The organism is Dapis brunnea BLCC-M229 (assembly GCF_050015995.1).
GTDB lineage: Bacteria > Cyanobacteriota > Cyanobacteriia > Cyanobacteriales > Microcoleaceae > Trichodesmium.
The window spans coordinates 25,146-40,620 of record NZ_JBNHEP010000202.1; the positions used below are offsets into that span (position 1 = coordinate 25,146).

General features: G+C 39.3%; 14 protein-coding genes, 1 tRNA gene and 1 pseudogene. 8 read left to right on the top strand and 8 right to left on the bottom strand.

Annotated features, from left to right (window positions below):
• Window positions 1-4: 4 nt before the first annotated feature.
• The 3 genes from ACP6PM_RS22485 (at window position 5) to ACP6PM_RS22495 (ending at window position 4,935) form a co-directional block, all read left to right on the top strand.
• Entirely contained in the window at window positions 5-514 is a 510-nt protein-coding gene (locus ACP6PM_RS22485) for a hypothetical protein (RefSeq protein ID WP_426588559.1), read from the top strand.
• A gap of 917 nt (window positions 515-1,431) precedes the next feature.
• Entirely contained in the window at window positions 1,432-2,943 is a 1,512-nt protein-coding gene (gene ilvA, locus ACP6PM_RS22490; RefSeq protein ID WP_426588561.1) for a threonine ammonia-lyase, biosynthetic, read from the top strand.
• A 924-nt stretch (window positions 2,944-3,867) separates the two neighbouring features.
• Window positions 3,868-4,935 (top strand): DUF3474 domain-containing protein, encoded by a 1,068-nt coding sequence (locus ACP6PM_RS22495; protein WP_426588562.1) that lies wholly within the window; start codon window positions 3,868-3,870, stop codon window positions 4,933-4,935.
• A 144-nt stretch (window positions 4,936-5,079) separates the two neighbouring features.
• Here the strand turns inward: ACP6PM_RS22495 and ACP6PM_RS22500 are convergent, their stop codons facing one another.
• The 6 genes and pseudogenes from ACP6PM_RS22500 to ndhL form a co-directional block, all read right to left on the bottom strand.
• Window positions 5,080-5,700, bottom strand: coding sequence for an agmatine deiminase family protein (locus ACP6PM_RS22500; RefSeq protein ID WP_426588563.1), 621 nt, complete (start codon window positions 5,698-5,700; stop codon window positions 5,080-5,082).
• Window positions 5,697-6,011, bottom strand: coding sequence for an agmatine deiminase family protein (locus ACP6PM_RS22505; RefSeq protein ID WP_426588565.1), 315 nt, complete (start codon window positions 6,009-6,011; stop codon window positions 5,697-5,699). The genes ACP6PM_RS22500 and ACP6PM_RS22505 overlap by 4 nt, the downstream gene beginning before the upstream one ends.
• A 572-nt stretch (window positions 6,012-6,583) precedes the next feature.
• Window positions 6,584-6,689, bottom strand: a pseudogene (locus ACP6PM_RS22510) (MerR family DNA-binding transcriptional regulator); the annotation flags it as partial.
• Between the two features lie 195 nt (window positions 6,690-6,884).
• Window positions 6,885-7,682: a tryptophan synthase subunit alpha gene (gene trpA, locus ACP6PM_RS22515; RefSeq protein ID WP_426588567.1), complete on the bottom strand. Its 798-nt coding sequence runs from the start codon at window positions 7,680-7,682 to the stop codon at window positions 6,885-6,887.
• A 140-nt stretch (window positions 7,683-7,822) separates the two neighbouring features.
• Complete coding sequence (locus ACP6PM_RS22520; protein ID WP_426588569.1) at window positions 7,823-8,146, bottom strand: DUF3007 family protein; 324 nt, start codon at window positions 8,144-8,146, stop codon at window positions 7,823-7,825.
• Window positions 8,146-8,382, bottom strand: a complete 237-nt coding sequence (ndhL, locus tag ACP6PM_RS22525; RefSeq protein ID WP_426588571.1) for an NAD(P)H-quinone oxidoreductase subunit L — start codon at window positions 8,380-8,382, stop codon at window positions 8,146-8,148. The genes ACP6PM_RS22520 and ndhL overlap by 1 nt, the downstream gene beginning before the upstream one ends.
• A gap of 318 nt (window positions 8,383-8,700) precedes the next feature.
• Here ndhL and ACP6PM_RS22530 point away from each other — a divergent pair.
• Window positions 8,701-8,784: transfer RNA gene (locus ACP6PM_RS22530), tRNA-Leu, on the top strand.
• Between the two features lie 459 nt (window positions 8,785-9,243).
• Here ACP6PM_RS22530 and ACP6PM_RS22535 read toward each other — a convergent pair.
• Window positions 9,244-12,378, bottom strand: coding sequence for a DUF3987 domain-containing protein (locus tag ACP6PM_RS22535; RefSeq protein WP_426588573.1), 3,135 nt, complete (start codon window positions 12,376-12,378; stop codon window positions 9,244-9,246).
• Between the two features lie 567 nt (window positions 12,379-12,945).
• Here ACP6PM_RS22535 and ACP6PM_RS22540 point away from each other — a divergent pair.
• Both ACP6PM_RS22540 and ACP6PM_RS22545 read left to right on the top strand, forming a co-directional pair.
• Entirely contained in the window at window positions 12,946-13,422 is a 477-nt protein-coding gene (locus tag ACP6PM_RS22540) for a ribbon-helix-helix domain-containing protein (protein WP_426586569.1), read from the top strand.
• The gene (locus tag ACP6PM_RS22545) at window positions 13,382-14,050 is read left to right on the top strand and encodes a hypothetical protein (RefSeq protein WP_426588574.1); all 669 of its coding nucleotides are present in this window, start codon (window positions 13,382-13,384) and stop codon (window positions 14,048-14,050) included. Before ACP6PM_RS22540 ends, ACP6PM_RS22545 begins: the two co-directional genes overlap by 41 nt.
• Before the next feature lie 47 nt (window positions 14,051-14,097).
• On the opposite strand, the gene ACP6PM_RS22550 is transcribed toward ACP6PM_RS22545, so the two are convergent.
• The gene (locus ACP6PM_RS22550; protein ID WP_426588576.1) at window positions 14,098-14,406 is read right to left on the bottom strand and encodes a hypothetical protein; all 309 of its coding nucleotides are present in this window, start codon (window positions 14,404-14,406) and stop codon (window positions 14,098-14,100) included.
• A 174-nt stretch (window positions 14,407-14,580) separates the two neighbouring features.
• On the opposite strand from ACP6PM_RS22550, the gene ACP6PM_RS22555 reads away from it, so the two are divergent.
• Together ACP6PM_RS22555 and ACP6PM_RS22560 are read left to right on the top strand one after the other, a co-directional pair.
• On the top strand, window positions 14,581-14,865 hold the full coding sequence (locus tag ACP6PM_RS22555; protein WP_426588578.1) for a hypothetical protein: 285 nt from the start codon (window positions 14,581-14,583) through the stop codon (window positions 14,863-14,865).
• Between the two features lie 232 nt (window positions 14,866-15,097).
• Window positions 15,098-15,412, top strand: a complete 315-nt coding sequence (locus ACP6PM_RS22560; protein ID WP_287286981.1) for a hypothetical protein — start codon at window positions 15,098-15,100, stop codon at window positions 15,410-15,412.
• The last annotated feature ends 63 nt before the right edge of the window (window positions 15,413-15,475 follow it).

Here is a 15,475-nt window from a genome sequence, read left to right on the forward strand (position 1 = left end):
AAAAATGACTTATATTGGAACTAGAGAAGCAGCTTTCTTATTGGGTATTTGTTGTCAACGAGTCAGAGTTCTACTTTCTCAAGGTAGAATAAAGGGAGCTTACAAACACAAAGGTTTTTGGCAAATTCCTCTTTATGGGAAAATTCCTGTTGTCATACCGGGAAGTAGAGGTCCAGAAGGTGTTTGGTGTAAGAAACTGCGGAAGAAGCCGACAAAGATTCATGTTAATCAACATAAAATTAAATCCAATGGCAAAAGAATTAAATACGATCCTCAAATGACTCCAGATCAACTGATTCCAGTAATCACTTTGAAGCAAGGGGGTCGTAACGATATGGGTTATCAGATGGAAATACATGGTCCGTGTCGTATAGTTTATAAACCTTATGAACCTTTAGATTGTGGAGCGCATTTGTGGATAGAAACCTATTATCCGGTGCAGTTTGTCGATACTCAGTTTAATCCTGTGGCTGCGAGGCGATCCTATCAAAACGTCAAATGTAAATACGGTTAGTGATGAGGAGCATCAACTGCCAATAGACCTCTCCAGAAAATAAACTTGCTCTTTATTTAAGAGAAGCTAGAGTTGTAAAATCAACTCTCCGAAATCATTTTTCGTATCTTTTTCGTGAAAATCTATTCCCTGTTAAGTGTTATACCAATTCCCATGCATTAATGCTATACTTGGGAAATACTTCATTTATTGGCGTTGCATATTTATGGGATGAATTAGTGTGGGGAGAAGCGGGAGTGTGGGGGTGTTGCATAGGGTACGCATTGCAATTATAATTTTAGAGAAATGAGGAAGTAAAAGATGGGATTTACCTTTTATCATTGATTCATCCCGCGCTTCAGCAACGCCCATTTATTAAGTAATTAACACAACCTGAATAACTTTTTTGCTAATAATTAGCAAGTTAGTGTTAATTAGACATCTCCAAAAATAAAAAATAAAATCAATTCTTATCGATAAATTATCAATTATTTTTCCCTGTTCCCTGTTCCTTGTTCCCTCTTTTCTGGAGATGTCTATTATTCTTATGTTTACTTCTTCTCCACTCCCGTACTCCCCTACTCCCCCGCTCAATAAAATGTAGAAAAGTTTTTGAGAAATGGTATTAAGTGTTCCCTGTTTCCTAGTAACCACAAAAAATCTATATCTTTATTCGGAGATGTCTAATAGTAATATGAAATCTGTCTAATTATTCACGGATGCCATTTATTACAGAATAAGAACCAGCTATTCTCAGTGAAGTTGTTGAACTAGCTATACTGAGGTTAGTAAGGCTGCACGCAAAGTTTAAGGGAGAAGATTTTGATCCCTAATGATTCAAAAGTGGTATGAGATAAAGAACAAAAGTAGAGGGTTTAGCTGGTAAACCTAGTATTATATTTCTGTACTGTAATTAATTAACAACTTAAGAAACACTTATGTATTGTGACTACCTAGTACAAATTCTCACCGCCCGTGTCTACGATGTAGCTCAAGAATCTCCACTTGAACCTGCTTCCAATCTATCAACCCGCCTTAATAATAACCTCCTACTCAAACGAGAAGATATGCAGTCAGTCTTCTCCTTCAAACTGCGGGGAGCTTACAACAAAATGGCTCAACTGCCTCCCGAAATTCTCTCCCGTGGAGTTATAGCAGCTTCCGCAGGCAACCACGCTCAAGGAGTCGCCCTCGCTGCAACTTACCTCAATACCAGCGCCATCATAATTATGCCAGTAACTACCCCCCAACTAAAAGTTGATGCTGTCAAAGCTAGGGGAGGAGAAGTTGTTTTGCGTGGGGAAACTTTTGATGAAGCTTATAAATACGCCCGTCAACTGGAAGAGGAAAAAGGCTTAACTTTTATTCACCCCTTTGACGACCCCTACGTTATCGCCGGACAAGGTACAATAGGTATGGAAATTCTTCGCCAATACCAAAAACCTATCCATGCAATATTCGTTGCTATCGGTGGTGGTGGGTTAATTTCCGGTATTGGCGCTTATGTCAAACGGTTACGCCCCGAAATCAAAATTATTGGTGTTGAACCTGTTGATGCTGATGCCATGTCACAATCTTTAAAAGTCGGACATCGAGTCCGCTTACCCCAGGTAGGATTATTTGCTGATGGCGTAGCAGTACGACAAGTAGGGGAAGAAACATTTCGCCTCTGTCAAGAATATGTAGATGATATTATTCTCGTAGGAACCGATGATACCTGTGCGGCAATAAAAGACGTTTTTGAAGATACCCGCTCAATTTTAGAACCTGCCGGAGCATTAGCGATCGCTGGTGCCAAAGCTTATGTTGAACAAGAACAAATTCAAGGAGAAACTCTCATCGCTGTCGCCTGCGGAGCGAATATGAACTTTGACCGTCTGCGCTTTGTCGCCGAACGCGCCGAACTGGGAGAACGTCGCGAAGCTATCTTTGCAGTTACCATTCCTGAAACTCCAGGAAGTCTCCGCAGGTTTTGTGACTGTCTGGGCAAACGTAATATTACTGAGTTCAACTATAGAATTGCTGAGGAAAAAGAAGCACATATTTTTGTTGGAGTACAAATAAAAGACCGCGCTGATGCTGCGAGAATACTAGAAACATTTGAAACCCAAGGTTTGAAAAGCATAGATCTAACAGATGACGAACTGACAAAATTACACCTACGTCATCTGGTCGGGGGTCGTTCTCCCCTTGCCCACCACGAACTACTTTACCGTTTCGAGTTTCCTGAACGGCCAGGTGCATTAATGAAATTTGTCGCCTCCATGAGTCCTAACTGGAATATTAGTTTATTTCATTATCGCAACAATGGGGCAGATTATGGACGTATTGCAGTAGGAATGCAAGTCCCCCCCTACGAGATGGCAGAATGGCAAGCTTTTCTCGAAAGCTTGGCTTATCGCTATTGGGACGAAAGCCAAAATCCAGCTTACAAACTATTCTTGGCCTAGTTAGGGTTTAAGGAGTGAGGGAGTAGGGGAGTAATTTTTTTGCCCTCTGCCCAAAATGCTAAATTTTGGAGCACTCATTATTTAGACTGAAAAGCAGGCACTTTTTTCAAACTCAAAAAGGCTAAAAACTTTATTATTAACTGTTTCAGATTTAGAGATTGTTTGTAAAGGAAATATAAAAAGGAGATAGGGAACAGGGAACAGGGAACAGGGAACAGGGAACAGGGAATAGGGAATAGGGAATAGGGAATAAGGAGGAAGAAATCAAGACAAATATTTGTCGCTTAAAAATCTAGGAATATATGTACTGAATACTTCTCTACCTACCAAATTTCAATCTCTTGAAGTATTACCGCTTTTAGATTTTAGTCACTCGCATGTTCTCTTAATACTTATTTTACAAACAGTCTCTTAATCAGCAAGTCCTAATTAAGAAAATTTTTGTGCCTAACTACTCCCTGATTATGCTAAAGTATATACTGTTTCATCTTCCACTAGCTACTTGGTAGTCTTGTAGAAGTAGTTTTACGAGTTGGTGTAACTCTCTTTGTATTAAGAGAGATATAGCAAAAATCCCTACTTGTTTACTACTACCAGCTCTTTTTTCTGAGCTAATGGAATTTGTCCTGGTGCAGTAAAAGTTCCATAAATTTCTACCCCTCTTCTCTGTTTTTATTCAGCAGAGCCAGGGGTAACTGATAGGAACTTAACCTGCTCCATATAATACCAATTCACTTTTAAAGATGTCACAAATAATTTCACATCTAAAATTTGAAATTATTTGCTGAAATTACTTTAACGTCAGAGTTTTGAGCCGAGCAAATATTACTTTTGACTTTTGACTTTTGACTTTTGACTTCCGTGAAACGGTGTAGCTTGTGTAAAGATGAAATATCGGTCATACTAGATAAACTGAAAAATTTAGTGCAATCAAACACTGTTCTCGATCAAGCAACTGACACAAACTCAACTCCCTCAAAAATAGAGTTACCCTTTACTCTCCAAGAGGTGAAGGCAGCTATTCCTCCTCACTGTTTTGAACCTTCCCTCTGGAGGTCTCTGAGCTACTTCTTTCTAGATATTGGGATTATTGCAGGTTTATATGCCATTGCCTACAATCTAGATTCATGGTTCTTTTTTCCCATTTTCTGGTTAATGCAAGGAACCATGTTTTGGGCATTATTTGTAGTAGGGCACGACTGCGGTCACGGTTCCTTCTCCAAACATAAATGGGTGAATAATTTAATTGGGCATCTGTCTCATACTCCCATTCTCGTACCATACCACGGTTGGCGCATCAGCCACAGAACTCACCACGCCAATACCGGAAATATTGACACTGATGAAAGTTGGTATCCAGTTACCGAGAGTAAGTATAATATGATGTCTTGGCCTGAAAAGCTAGGTCGCTTTTATTTAGTATTATTAGCCTATCCATTCTATCTATTTAGGCGATCGCCAAATCGTGAAGGCTCGCATTTCATGCCCGACAGTCCATTATTCCGTCCTAATGAAAAATGGGATGTTTTAACCAGTTCAGCACTCTGGATGTTAATGGTAGGCTTTCTTGGTTTCCTGACCTATCAATTTGGTTGGGTTTTTCTAGTAAAATATTACTTGGTTCCTTATGTGATATTTGTGATGTGGCTAGATTTAGTCACCTTCCTACACCATACAGAACCGGATATTCCTTGGTATCGTGGAGATGATTGGTATTTTCTCAAAGGTGCATTATCAAGTATTGACCGCGACTATGGTTTCATCAATTCCATTCATCACGACATTGGTACTCATGTCGCTCATCACATATTCCTAAATATGCCTCACTATCACCTGAAAACAGCAACAGAGGCAATCAAACCTATCCTGGGTAAATATTATCGCAAGTCAAGCGAACCAATATGGAAGAGTTTCATTAATTCTTACTTAGCTTGTCATTTTGTTTCAGATACAGGTTCTCCAGTATATTATCAATCAGCCTGGAAAAAATGATACCTATCAGGATCAAAATTTTTCAACTGATATCAGATATTTTTGATTAGTTACACTCAAATACTAGGGGCGGGTTTTTTACACTTAGAAATCTTTTTGTTAAACCTGTCCCGACAGTAATAACTTCTGCTAATACCTGATTAATCACGAAGCTAAATAGTTCCAAATCATACAATGGAGAATAACTCCATACTTTGATATTGCCCCAGATTCAATAAAACTAACATTGTTGCCAAAAACTTGATTGTAAATTTCTCGAATACTGTCATCTTCTGGCTGATTATAAATGGGGGCATATACTCGGTTTTGCGTTCTCAATAAATTCATATAGTTTCCTTGTTCATCAGTCCAACCAAGATACTCTTGATCTGAAATAAAATAGGGAATTTTCACTTTCTCAACTTCTGGCAATTCCTGTTCTAAACAACTATCTAACTTCTTAATAAACATCTGCAAATCAGAACCTTGAGTTTGATAATCATTCATCATAATTCGATCGGAATCAATCCATTGAAGCATTCCATCAATATGTCCCGTCATATCTCCAGGCTGTTTTGGAACGACCACTAGCTTTTCAATTGAAGTTTTTTCTTTGATGAGTTGATTAATTTCTTCTTTGCTTTTCTGGGGATTTTGAGCATATAATTTTTCGGTTACAATTGCCGTTCCTTTTCCATTATGAACAAAATTTCCCCCTTCTAATTCTATGTCTATAAAGCTGGTATTTACAGATTTTTGTATTGATTTATTAAAGTAATTTATCAAACTTTCTTCAATATATTTACAATTTTGTAAATAAATTTAATATAGCCTCGCTCTGACTGAATTGGAGCAAAGTCTCGTATCCAAATATCTTCTACATTCGCAATTTTAAAAACCGATAAATCTAAGTTAGTAAGTTTCACCATCTTTTCAGCATGAGCTTGATCTCGAACCAGGCAAATTACCCGATCGTACTTTGCAATTTCGATATAAAATTTTTCTAGTTCAGTCAAATATTCGTTATAGTATTCGATCCATACATTCGGCAGAACTAAGGTCACAGTATCAGTTTTCCAGTCAGGGATAAGATTCATAGCTGTCAGTTTTAATAAGTAGATCGGCGTTAAAATTTGTCACTATGTAACAAAATGTAAATTCACCTCAAATAAACTGTAAGTCAGAGTTTGGAGCTAGTTTATGAAACTTAATATAGTTAAGCTTTTTTGTGCGTACCTACTTAGAGTTGTGTAAATTGAACTGGAGAAGTTCTTGCTCATTTTAGAACCTCTCTTCTGTTTCTACTCTCTAAGTAAAATTATTACGATTCAAGTGCATAATCATACAAGATAGAAGAGCGCCAGATTTATGAAATTCCGAGAGGTTAAAGTATACAGGTTCCATTCTCAAAGATGAGCAGAGCTGATTCAATGACTTAATCTTTGATTTTTCCAGTTCATAATATTTATGGGATGGATACAGTTCATCAATATTAGATGCACAAAGAAGATAATTTCCACATCGAATACTATTCGTTAATCCAATATAACCATCATTGAAACTGACATCATAGATATTGACATATTTCTCTAACTCTTTTACGGTACTAGAGTCTGCAATCTCTGTACAAACAACTTGACGTTTCGTAGATTGAGGTTTTAACCTCTTCGGTATAGTAGCGGTGATTTGACCTATACGCGCTTGGCTTTTAACTTTCCAGAATTATCCCAACGCTGTAAAGTTTTTACGCTAACTCCTAATCTTTCTGCAAATTCGTGATTGTTTCATATCCTAGACATTGTGTACAGATTTGTCTAGGATAGTCTATATTTTTGCACTTTAGCAAGCTACAGGATAATCAGGCTTCAATTTTGTGACAACATAGGAAGTATCTAAGAAACTTTCCACTTCTTCCATACATTTTCTTCTCCACTAGATAATTCTAAAACTTCGCCTAGCTTACTATAACCTCAACTAATAGCCGTCTTCAAACTCTGACAAAACTGCCTGATCGCCTCCAACCCCTCATCCGGAGTTCCCTCAGCTAACCGCTTCACCACCGCACTACCAACAATAACCGCATCACTCCCCCACTTTTTTACCTGTAAAGCGTGTTCCGGTTGAGAAATACCAAAACCGACACCAATAGGTTTATCAGTAACCCCCCGCATTTGTTTCAATAAATCTTGTACCTCCGTCTGTACTTGAGTACGCATTCCCGTCACCCCAGTTACACTCACCAAATAAATAAAACCTTGAGATTGACGAGCGATCGCCTCTATTCTCTCTTTTGGGCTAGTAGGAGCTACCAACAAAGTCAACTCTATCCCAATATCTCTTGCTGGTTTCAACAAAACATCTGCTTCCTCCAACGGCAAATCTGGAACAACCAAACCCCTAGCACCCACATCATAAATTTTTTTCAGGAAGCTATCTACCCCCCGATATAAAATTGGATTATAGTAAGTAAATAGAATTATTGGCGATCGCAACGTCGGACTAACGGTCTGCACCACCTCCAACACCGACTCCAAAGTTGTCCCCCGACTCAAAGAACGAGTAGCAGCAGCCTGAATTACCGGGCCATCCGCTAGAGGGTCAGAATAGGGCACACCCAGCTCTATCAAATCAGCCCCACTACTATCTAATACCTCTAAAGCCTTTGCTGTAGTTTCCAAATCTGGGTCGCCTGCGGTAATGAAGGGAATCAAAGCGCACTGACCACCATTATTGTGTAGAGATTCAAAACAATGAGAAACTGAAATCATTTTTAATTTTTAATATTGGATAGTTAAGGAAGTCAGAAGTCAAAAGTTAGAGGTTATTTTTGTAACGAGGATTTTGAGTAACCCTCCAAAAACATTTCGCCAATCAAGGCAGGGTTTTAGACCCAATTATTTTTGATAATTTATTCCTGTTTGTTTGTCTTATCTGCTTTTTCCTGTTCAACTTCAGCCTGCAATTGAGCCAACTCTTCTGGAGTCATTTCTTCTAGACGCTTTTGCAGGACTGCCTCTTCATAATCCTTCAACTGTTGGTTATAGGTCATATCGCTATTCGTAACTCTAAGTAAATAGGTCAGTAGCCAGACAACTAAGCCACCGACCAAAATTGCTTGTGTCCAAATACCAGAGTTAGTACTATTTATACCTACTATTTGTAATACCAAGTATAGGATACCACCAGCAGCAAAAATACCGATACTTATTCCAATAGCATCAATTCGTCGCATTAACCTTCAATCTGTCGCCGTCTAGGGCGAAAATTTAAAAATGGGGACAAAACCAACATACCAGGGAAGAATAAGAACATCAAGAAGTACATGAAGACCCGTTCAATGGAACTAGCAACATACCAACGGGTATTGAGATAAGCATAAACTATAGCTGGCATTACTAGGAGATAGGCTCCGGCCAGGGCTGCATAAATAATTAGGATTATTAGATTCGTGTCTAGGTCTAAGTTCATAAACAAGATTGAGAAATTACAATAGTTAATCGTATTCTGTTTAATATACTATTGTCTGGATGACTGTTTTTCTAGCGAACCTCCAGATTATTCCATATTTTGTCCTACCAAGAAATTTTTGGAGCTTGATCGTTCTAACTTCTGACTTCCAGTCATTTGTGCACCATCTCCGTCATAAGAAGGCTGTTAATCTCCTCACCCAGAGTCCTTAATAATTTTTTTATTTTAATTTCTCTTCAAAATACTTGCCAAAACTTTGAACATTGTGATTAAATAAAAAAATGAGCTTTTTAATGCTTATGTAATTCTCCAGATTCTGGGGGTGTGGCGGAATGGTAGACGCTACGGACTTAAAATCCGTTGACCTTAACAGTCGTGTGGGTTCAAGTCCCACCACCCCCACTTTTCAAATCCTTTCCCAGTTTAAGTTTTATGATTTGACCCATAGCTTGGCTTTGAAGGGTTGATTGTTATTACAAGAGGGAAAAAACGCTATTTGTGACATTTTTGTGACAGTTTTTGTGACAAGAATTTTTAATATTGGTCTACAATTTGACACCTTTCCCACTTAAAGGCAGTCCTCTCTTAGTCTCTTAGAAGTCCTTTTTTCATAATAATTACTGCATAATTAATGAGTTGAAGTCCATCTACTCTCGCCTTTGGCCCCACTTGAAAATCATCTATTGATTTATGTGGGTATATTGGGTGACTTTGATTATCTAAACTTCTTTTGTTTTGAGACTGGTGACAAGCATTAGTGACAGTTATAAAATGTTTATCAAATTGACATGGAAATAATAAACCTAAGCTTTAGTAAAAATTAACATTCTGAGACTAAGGATATTAAATTCTCTCCAATAATCAGGATTTTGTGTAAATCTTCTCCACATCACTAAACTTAACCCTTCTAGTTTCTGGCTTGACCCTATAGCCAGTTCTTTCAACCCATAACCGATTGCTCTCCACACTCTTAATTTCCCAGGTATTGAAACTAGAGTCATCCCCACCCTTCAACTGAATTAAATGGCCAACCTTTAACTCTCCACCAAGCTGTCTCTCGTAAGCCCAAAACTTAATTTTCTGGAATTGCTTTTTATCTTCCTCGTCATTAGAACTGTCTAGGATTTGGCAAGCTTGCTGAAGTTCCTCTTTTCCAGACTTATCACAAAGCATCATAAACTTTTCTCTGTCACAGTTTCTCAGGTCATCAACTATTTTTGAAAGTCTCTGTGAAGTATCGGTTACAGTAGTGACCACTTGGTCTGTATCCCTATCTATAACTGGGGTTTGAGTTTTGTTAATTGTAGCAGCATTCACCTGAGTCTCTACCTCAGAAGTAACTACTGTGACTGGTTTTGGTAAACTGTCACCGGATTTAGATATCTTAGTTACAACTTGGACAGTAGTTGATGGGTCTGATATCCTTCTCTCTTCAAAAGCCTCAAACTTAATTGTCCTGGGAGTGGTTATTGTTCTGCCCCATCCCATCTCTTCCAGTCGGCGAAAAAAATCAATAGCCTCACCTCTATCCTTGGCCTTCTTAGTCTTATACACAGCATCCCTAGGCGTAATCGGTTCTCCTTTTCTCAGAGCATACTGATAAAGCTGAAACATTTTACTTGGCCCAGAATCATCCATAATAGACAACAATCCCCGAACTTGAGACATTTGGTAAATTGCCCGTTCCTTGGCAATTTGGATAAACTTTTTAGAGACTATTTCATCTGGGGTTTTGCCCTGACAGACAGCGTGGAGGACATGATACAGCATTGCCCACCGCAAAATTTTCCCTGACATTTTCCCGTACTGGTAAATCATAGCTGGGCGATCGGCTTTAGCCTTTTGGCTTTCGGCGTGATTATGACAAGACTTGAATAGTTGGTAGGCATCTGGGGAAAGCTTGAAAGTAATAGCAGGCAAACGGTTGATGCTTTCGTAGGTATCAACCAACAGAGGCGTAATGTCCATGCCTACTTCATTATCATCGTCCCAATAGTGAGGAATATTTGGTAAGGTCGCAATATTGTATCTAGCAAAAAGCCCTGTAGGGTCTGAGCTGGAGATAATTTCAGACAAAACTTCAGGTTGAATCCCTCCCAGCAAACATTGATTAACTACACCACCGGGATAAATCTTACCTCTACGAATGACAGTATCCATAAGGCCATCATAGGATTCTAACAGCAACTGAGCATCGCTACCCTTACCACCTTTATACTGACCTTGGGACTTTTGCTCCTTAGCCAATTCATCGAAACACCTCAAAATCTTGGGATTATGTTGAGCTAATTCTCTCATCCCTTCAGGAGTATAGTCTCCAGTGCTAAATACTCGCAGTTTTGGTTCTTCAGGTTTGTCACCTCTTGTCGCCTTATCTGCTGCCTCCCAATCTGCCAAGTCTCTCTCATAATCAATTTTCTGGCGATCGTATAATTCTGTAGCTTTTTCCTGCATTTTTGATAAAGGCTTCCTAGCGATCGCTTGAATTAAAGGAGACTTCCTAGATGCTGGCTCTCCCACAATAGCTGAGAATATTGTCGCATTCTGGTCATAGTTACTACACTCACGTCCAATAATTTTAGTATCGGGGTCAATTAATGAAGCTGCTGCTGCTTCCAAAGCAACTAAAGTTGGTTCGTAAGGAACTCCTAAGTTATCTGCAAATGTAAGGACTGGGTGTAACTCTTGTGGTAACATGGCGTGACATTTTAACTTAACATTGGCTGAGAGAATTTCCGAAAATTCCTTTTCATCGTCTGGTAGTTCGGCATCCGCATCGAAATCCTCAATCGTACTCTCGTAGATTTCCTTTAATGAACGTATATCCCACCCGCTATCAAGGGAAAGCTGCTTAAGCTCAATGGTGACTCTGCTTTTTCTGGGGCGTTGCTCTGCCAGCTTAATAATCTCTCCGAGAACTTTAAGTTTATCCCATTTTTTGGGGAGAATTACGCCTTTGGTTTGACTATTATCCTGATGACGCTGTGAAGTTCCCTTGCCAGAGTCACTATTGCTGCTATTTCTGCTGTAATGCTGATTTTTCTGCCATGCTTTCAGGCAATTTTCTATAGCATCATCTGTAAGAGAAGCGATGGGGTTGCCTTTTTGGGCTGATTTCCAAATTTGTTGCGCCTCCTTACTATTATGTTGCGCCTCCTTACTATTAATAGGTGGGCTGCATCGACTACAATAATCTTCAAAAAGTGCTTGTGGTGTATCGGTGTAGTTAATTCCCAGATAATTAAGTCTTTGTGCAGTGCCAATCAAATTTCTGGCAAGCTTTGCACCAGCATTGTTTCTACCTCCTTCACTTACACCCCTTTCAATTAAGTCTCTGTCATCCTTAGTCAGGAATATTGCCAAAGGGGGTGTATTGGTTTGAATTGTTTTATCAAAGTTAAAGATAGGTTCTTTCTGTCGAGGTATTGTACTTCGTAGTTCCTGATAGCTGTACTTAGTACCGCTACTGCTAACTATTTCCGCTACCTTTCCCGACTTCTGATGTTTAAACCCAGGTACTCGCATAACTCTGGATGGATTCTTGATAGAGCGATCGCCATCAGCATATTCCAATAAGTCCGCTTGCAACTCCTGCCACTGCTTAATTGCTATGGGTTGTTCAAATACCCAATAACTGTGAATTGATTTACCACCAGTATCAACTTGTATAGTCGGTTCTGGCAAACCTAAATTTTGCCATAAAACCAATTGTTGCTCTTGAGGTAAATCATCATGCTCGTAGAATATAGCTTTTCCTGTTGTCACATCAGCGTCAGCATCACCCCCGCCATTAACGACAATGTAGACCCCATAACCAAGGCTTTCCCATTGCAATAATTCTTTGTAGTTAATTAACTCTAGGCTATAGCTAGTCTTTTTACCGAAATTTTTGCCATTTTCCTTTTTAAAAGCACGGAAGTATATGTTATCATTTGATGTATATCCTAAAAAGCAAAGGAATTGATTCACTTTGGCTTTGAGATTCTTTGTATTCATCTTGTTATCATCTCACTAGATAATTGTGTTTTTGTCTCCTGAGATAGACTGATCGTCCGCTTACGCGCTTCATGTCGCGCAGCGAAACACCAAATTTTTTGATTAACTTTGAACATCACATTAAACAGTGGACAGCTACCAACTGCCCATTTTTTTTTAGGGAGGTAGAAACTTAAGTCAGAAGTCAGATAGATGGGAGAAGAGTGAGCATTTATAAATATCCCCGCCCTATTGGTGTAGTACGATATGGCCTAAAAACGGACATTCTCGTACAGAAAGAATTGAACTTCTGACTTCTAAATTTCGACTTATGACTTCAGCTCTAAATCTACCACCATCACCTTCACAAATCAAGCATTTTTGCCTATAGTTATTTGAATGTAAAAATCGCTGTAATAATAGCGTATATTTACATCAATTACATTTCCTGAAAACTTGGCCCAAAATCACCAACAACTTTTAACTTATGACCAAAAAATAAGGTCAATAGCTTTCCCCTTTAAGGGAATGAAAAGCAGCGGTGGGTACTGATAACTGATAACTGATAACTGATGACTGAAACGACTTATGGCTGATAGCAACCGATTGTCCATTTCTTTGCCCAAGGGTGTTTACAAGAAGCTGGAAGAAAGAGCACAGAAGGAGGGGCGAAATGTTTCCTCCCTCGCATCTGTTCTGATTGAGCGGATGATGCTCGAAGACGAGAAAAATCAACTGTGGGTAGAGGCAATGGCTCACTACCAAAGGCAACTAACAGAGGAAAAACAAGCATCCGCCCAACGGATAGCCGAGCTACAAAGTGAACTAGATGAGGAACGCTCCAAACTAGATATCACCTTGCCAATAGTCATCAAATCTCCTCTGCTCAAAACCTTATCGGGAGAAGAGCTATCAGACTTAGAGTTAAGTGTGCTGTGTGATTTTTTCGGCTATGACCAACGTCTGCTACAACAGGCCAGGTCTACTCAGGACAAAAGTCTTGTAACTGAAGAAAGAACTGCAGATGAAAGAGGAGAAGAATTTACCGAGACCGAAATGCCTTGATAGTTGGCAAGAAGGGGTGCTGTCAAATCAGGGTATTGTGTTCATTGCACCCCCAAATCTAGGGCGAGAAGATGCGATGGCAGCCTATAGCCAATGCGAGTCTTGGCTAGAAGCTGTGGCTAACATCTGGGGAGAGGTTAGATTAACCTGGGTAGGAGCGACTTATGGCCTGAGAAAATTATCACAAATACCATCACCATCACAAGGAAATTCCACACTGATATTGTCTATGACTGAACAGTCTCAAAACCTAATAATTCCTGAATTGGATCTAGATTTGAACGAACTATATCAGCGGACTCATCCGTGTTACCTAACTGAGATGGTGACTCAGAAGGTGATCTGGATGAATGCTAAGGCAATAGAAGTTAACCACCTGAAAACTCCGAGTAAAGTGATTGGCAGTTCTTGTACTTCGATGTGGAATGGTGACTCGATGGAAAAAATGATGAAGCATCTGCTGGCAGATAAATTTATCCATCAGTTTGAAACCCAGGGCTATCATTGGGTTGATGAGTGGAGACGGGAGAAGATTACCACTGTCTCCGAATATGGCCTTGTTACCGTGTTTGGTACAGAATGTCGGCTTTGTGAAACCCTGGAATATCATGTTGTTGGGGTAGATTGATTCTATACCGTAGGTGGTAGGACAGGAAAAACTCACTCACAGATTACTTATGAGTTCTGACTTTCGCCTAGCGCTATAACTCCTTCCTCTGCCTGGATAGACCACTTCTGGCTCAACTCTGCTGCTAGTCTTTGCACTGGTAATATAGGGTTTGGCCTTGTGCCGTAGAGATAATTGTCTATAGCTTTCGAGGAAATTCCGAGAAATTTGGCAATTATTGCCTTTTTCATGGGGTACTTTCGTAGTAGTTCCATTGGATGTAGTGTGGGACAAAATTTGTCCACATTATACTCGTTAACTTCTGAAAGTATGATTCTTTGTGGGTAGACAATGTTTGGACTTTGAATTATGTTCATAATAAGTAAAAAAAGTTTTGATTTTTAGAGGCTTTGGCCTCTTTTTTTTTTGGTTGCTGCTATATATTACCTAATTAGCAGCTAATTAAATACCATACAGCCACTAAATAGTGGTGTCAAGCTTTGCTGCTAAATTGTTCCTAAACAGTAGTAAAACATTGAGCAAAGGCAGTAATGGTTAGTCAAAATGAAAGAATTGTTCTGGCCACTATGGGAGAATGGCATAGAGATATGCTTGTGATTGATTCTTGGATTAATAATCGTCCTAAAAGCCAGCAAGCAGTGTCTCTTCTGTGTGCAAAGCTTCAGGAGTGCAAGGACGAAATCAAAGAAAGAATGGAATACCTGGCAAGAAAAAGGGGAATCAGTGCTGATGAACTATGGATTCAAGTATTGCGAGGAGAGGCAGAAAGGCTAACTGCTGAAGAATGGGCAAATGAAAGCGGGGATGAAGAGTAATACCTCCAGCCCCAAGAAATTACTAATCTTAACTGAGCGCACTAAAAACACCGTAGCATAACTTGCAATCACACAACCGCCTTTTACATAAAGGCGTTTTTTTTATTTTTACTTCACAGGGGATTGCACTCACAAAAAAAACACGCTTGAATAATTTATATGAGCAATAGACGATTATTAATCAACTAATACTCATCACTTAAAAATAGTAATCACTTAGTAATCACCACGAATGGAGTGGGAACCTTTTCCAGAAGAGTTAGAGCCAATTTGCTATTGGACTCGCAAGCAAGTCCTATCTTTGTTTGAGTCATGCTTTCAAAAAGGGTCAAACTCTTTAACAAGGGACGTAGCAGATATCAAAGCTCTAATTGAGTCTGGAGAAATAGCAATTGAAGACTGCCCCTTGCAGGTGGGTAGCAAGCGTAATTGGATTTACCAGATAGAAGCTGTGCGATTTCTCTGGTACTACAGACAAATTGTGCAAACCTACGGTAATCGGGCAGTAGCAAAGGAATACATAAAAAAGAACGGAGTTCCATTATGAGCGACTCACAACGCGAGCGCATAGCAAAGGCTTTGTCTAACCGCAATATTCAACCAACTGATG

Bases quoted from the DNA above. Each gene is read 5' to 3' on its own strand.
- ACP6PM_RS22545 (WP_426588574.1), top strand. From the start codon at position 13,382: ATGAAAGAGGAGAAGAATTTACCGAGACCGAAATGCCTTGATAGTTGG.
- ACP6PM_RS22485 (WP_426588559.1), top strand. From the start codon at position 5: ATGACTTATATTGGAACTAGAGAAGCAGCTTTCTTATTGGGTATTTGT.
- ACP6PM_RS22535 (WP_426588573.1), bottom strand. From the start codon at position 12,378: ATGAATACAAAGAATCTCAAAGCCAAAGTGAATCAATTCCTTTGCTTT.
- ndhL (WP_426588571.1), bottom strand. From the start codon at position 8,382: ATGAACTTAGACCTAGACACGAATCTAATAATCCTAATTATTTATGCA.
- trpA (WP_426588567.1), bottom strand. From the start codon at position 7,682: ATGATTTCAGTTTCTCATTGTTTTGAATCTCTACACAATAATGGTGGT.
- ACP6PM_RS22505 (WP_426588565.1), bottom strand. From the start codon at position 6,011: ATGAATCTTATCCCTGACTGGAAAACTGATACTGTGACCTTAGTTCTG.
- ACP6PM_RS22550 (WP_426588576.1), bottom strand. From the start codon at position 14,406: ATGAACATAATTCAAAGTCCAAACATTGTCTACCCACAAAGAATCATA.
- ACP6PM_RS22560 (WP_287286981.1), top strand. From the start codon at position 15,098: ATGGAGTGGGAACCTTTTCCAGAAGAGTTAGAGCCAATTTGCTATTGG.
- ACP6PM_RS22520 (WP_426588569.1), bottom strand. From the start codon at position 8,146: ATGCGACGAATTGATGCTATTGGAATAAGTATCGGTATTTTTGCTGCT.
- ACP6PM_RS22555 (WP_426588578.1), top strand. From the start codon at position 14,581: ATGGTTAGTCAAAATGAAAGAATTGTTCTGGCCACTATGGGAGAATGG.
- ACP6PM_RS22540 (WP_426586569.1), top strand. From the start codon at position 12,946: ATGGCTGATAGCAACCGATTGTCCATTTCTTTGCCCAAGGGTGTTTAC.
- ilvA (WP_426588561.1), top strand. From the start codon at position 1,432: ATGTATTGTGACTACCTAGTACAAATTCTCACCGCCCGTGTCTACGAT.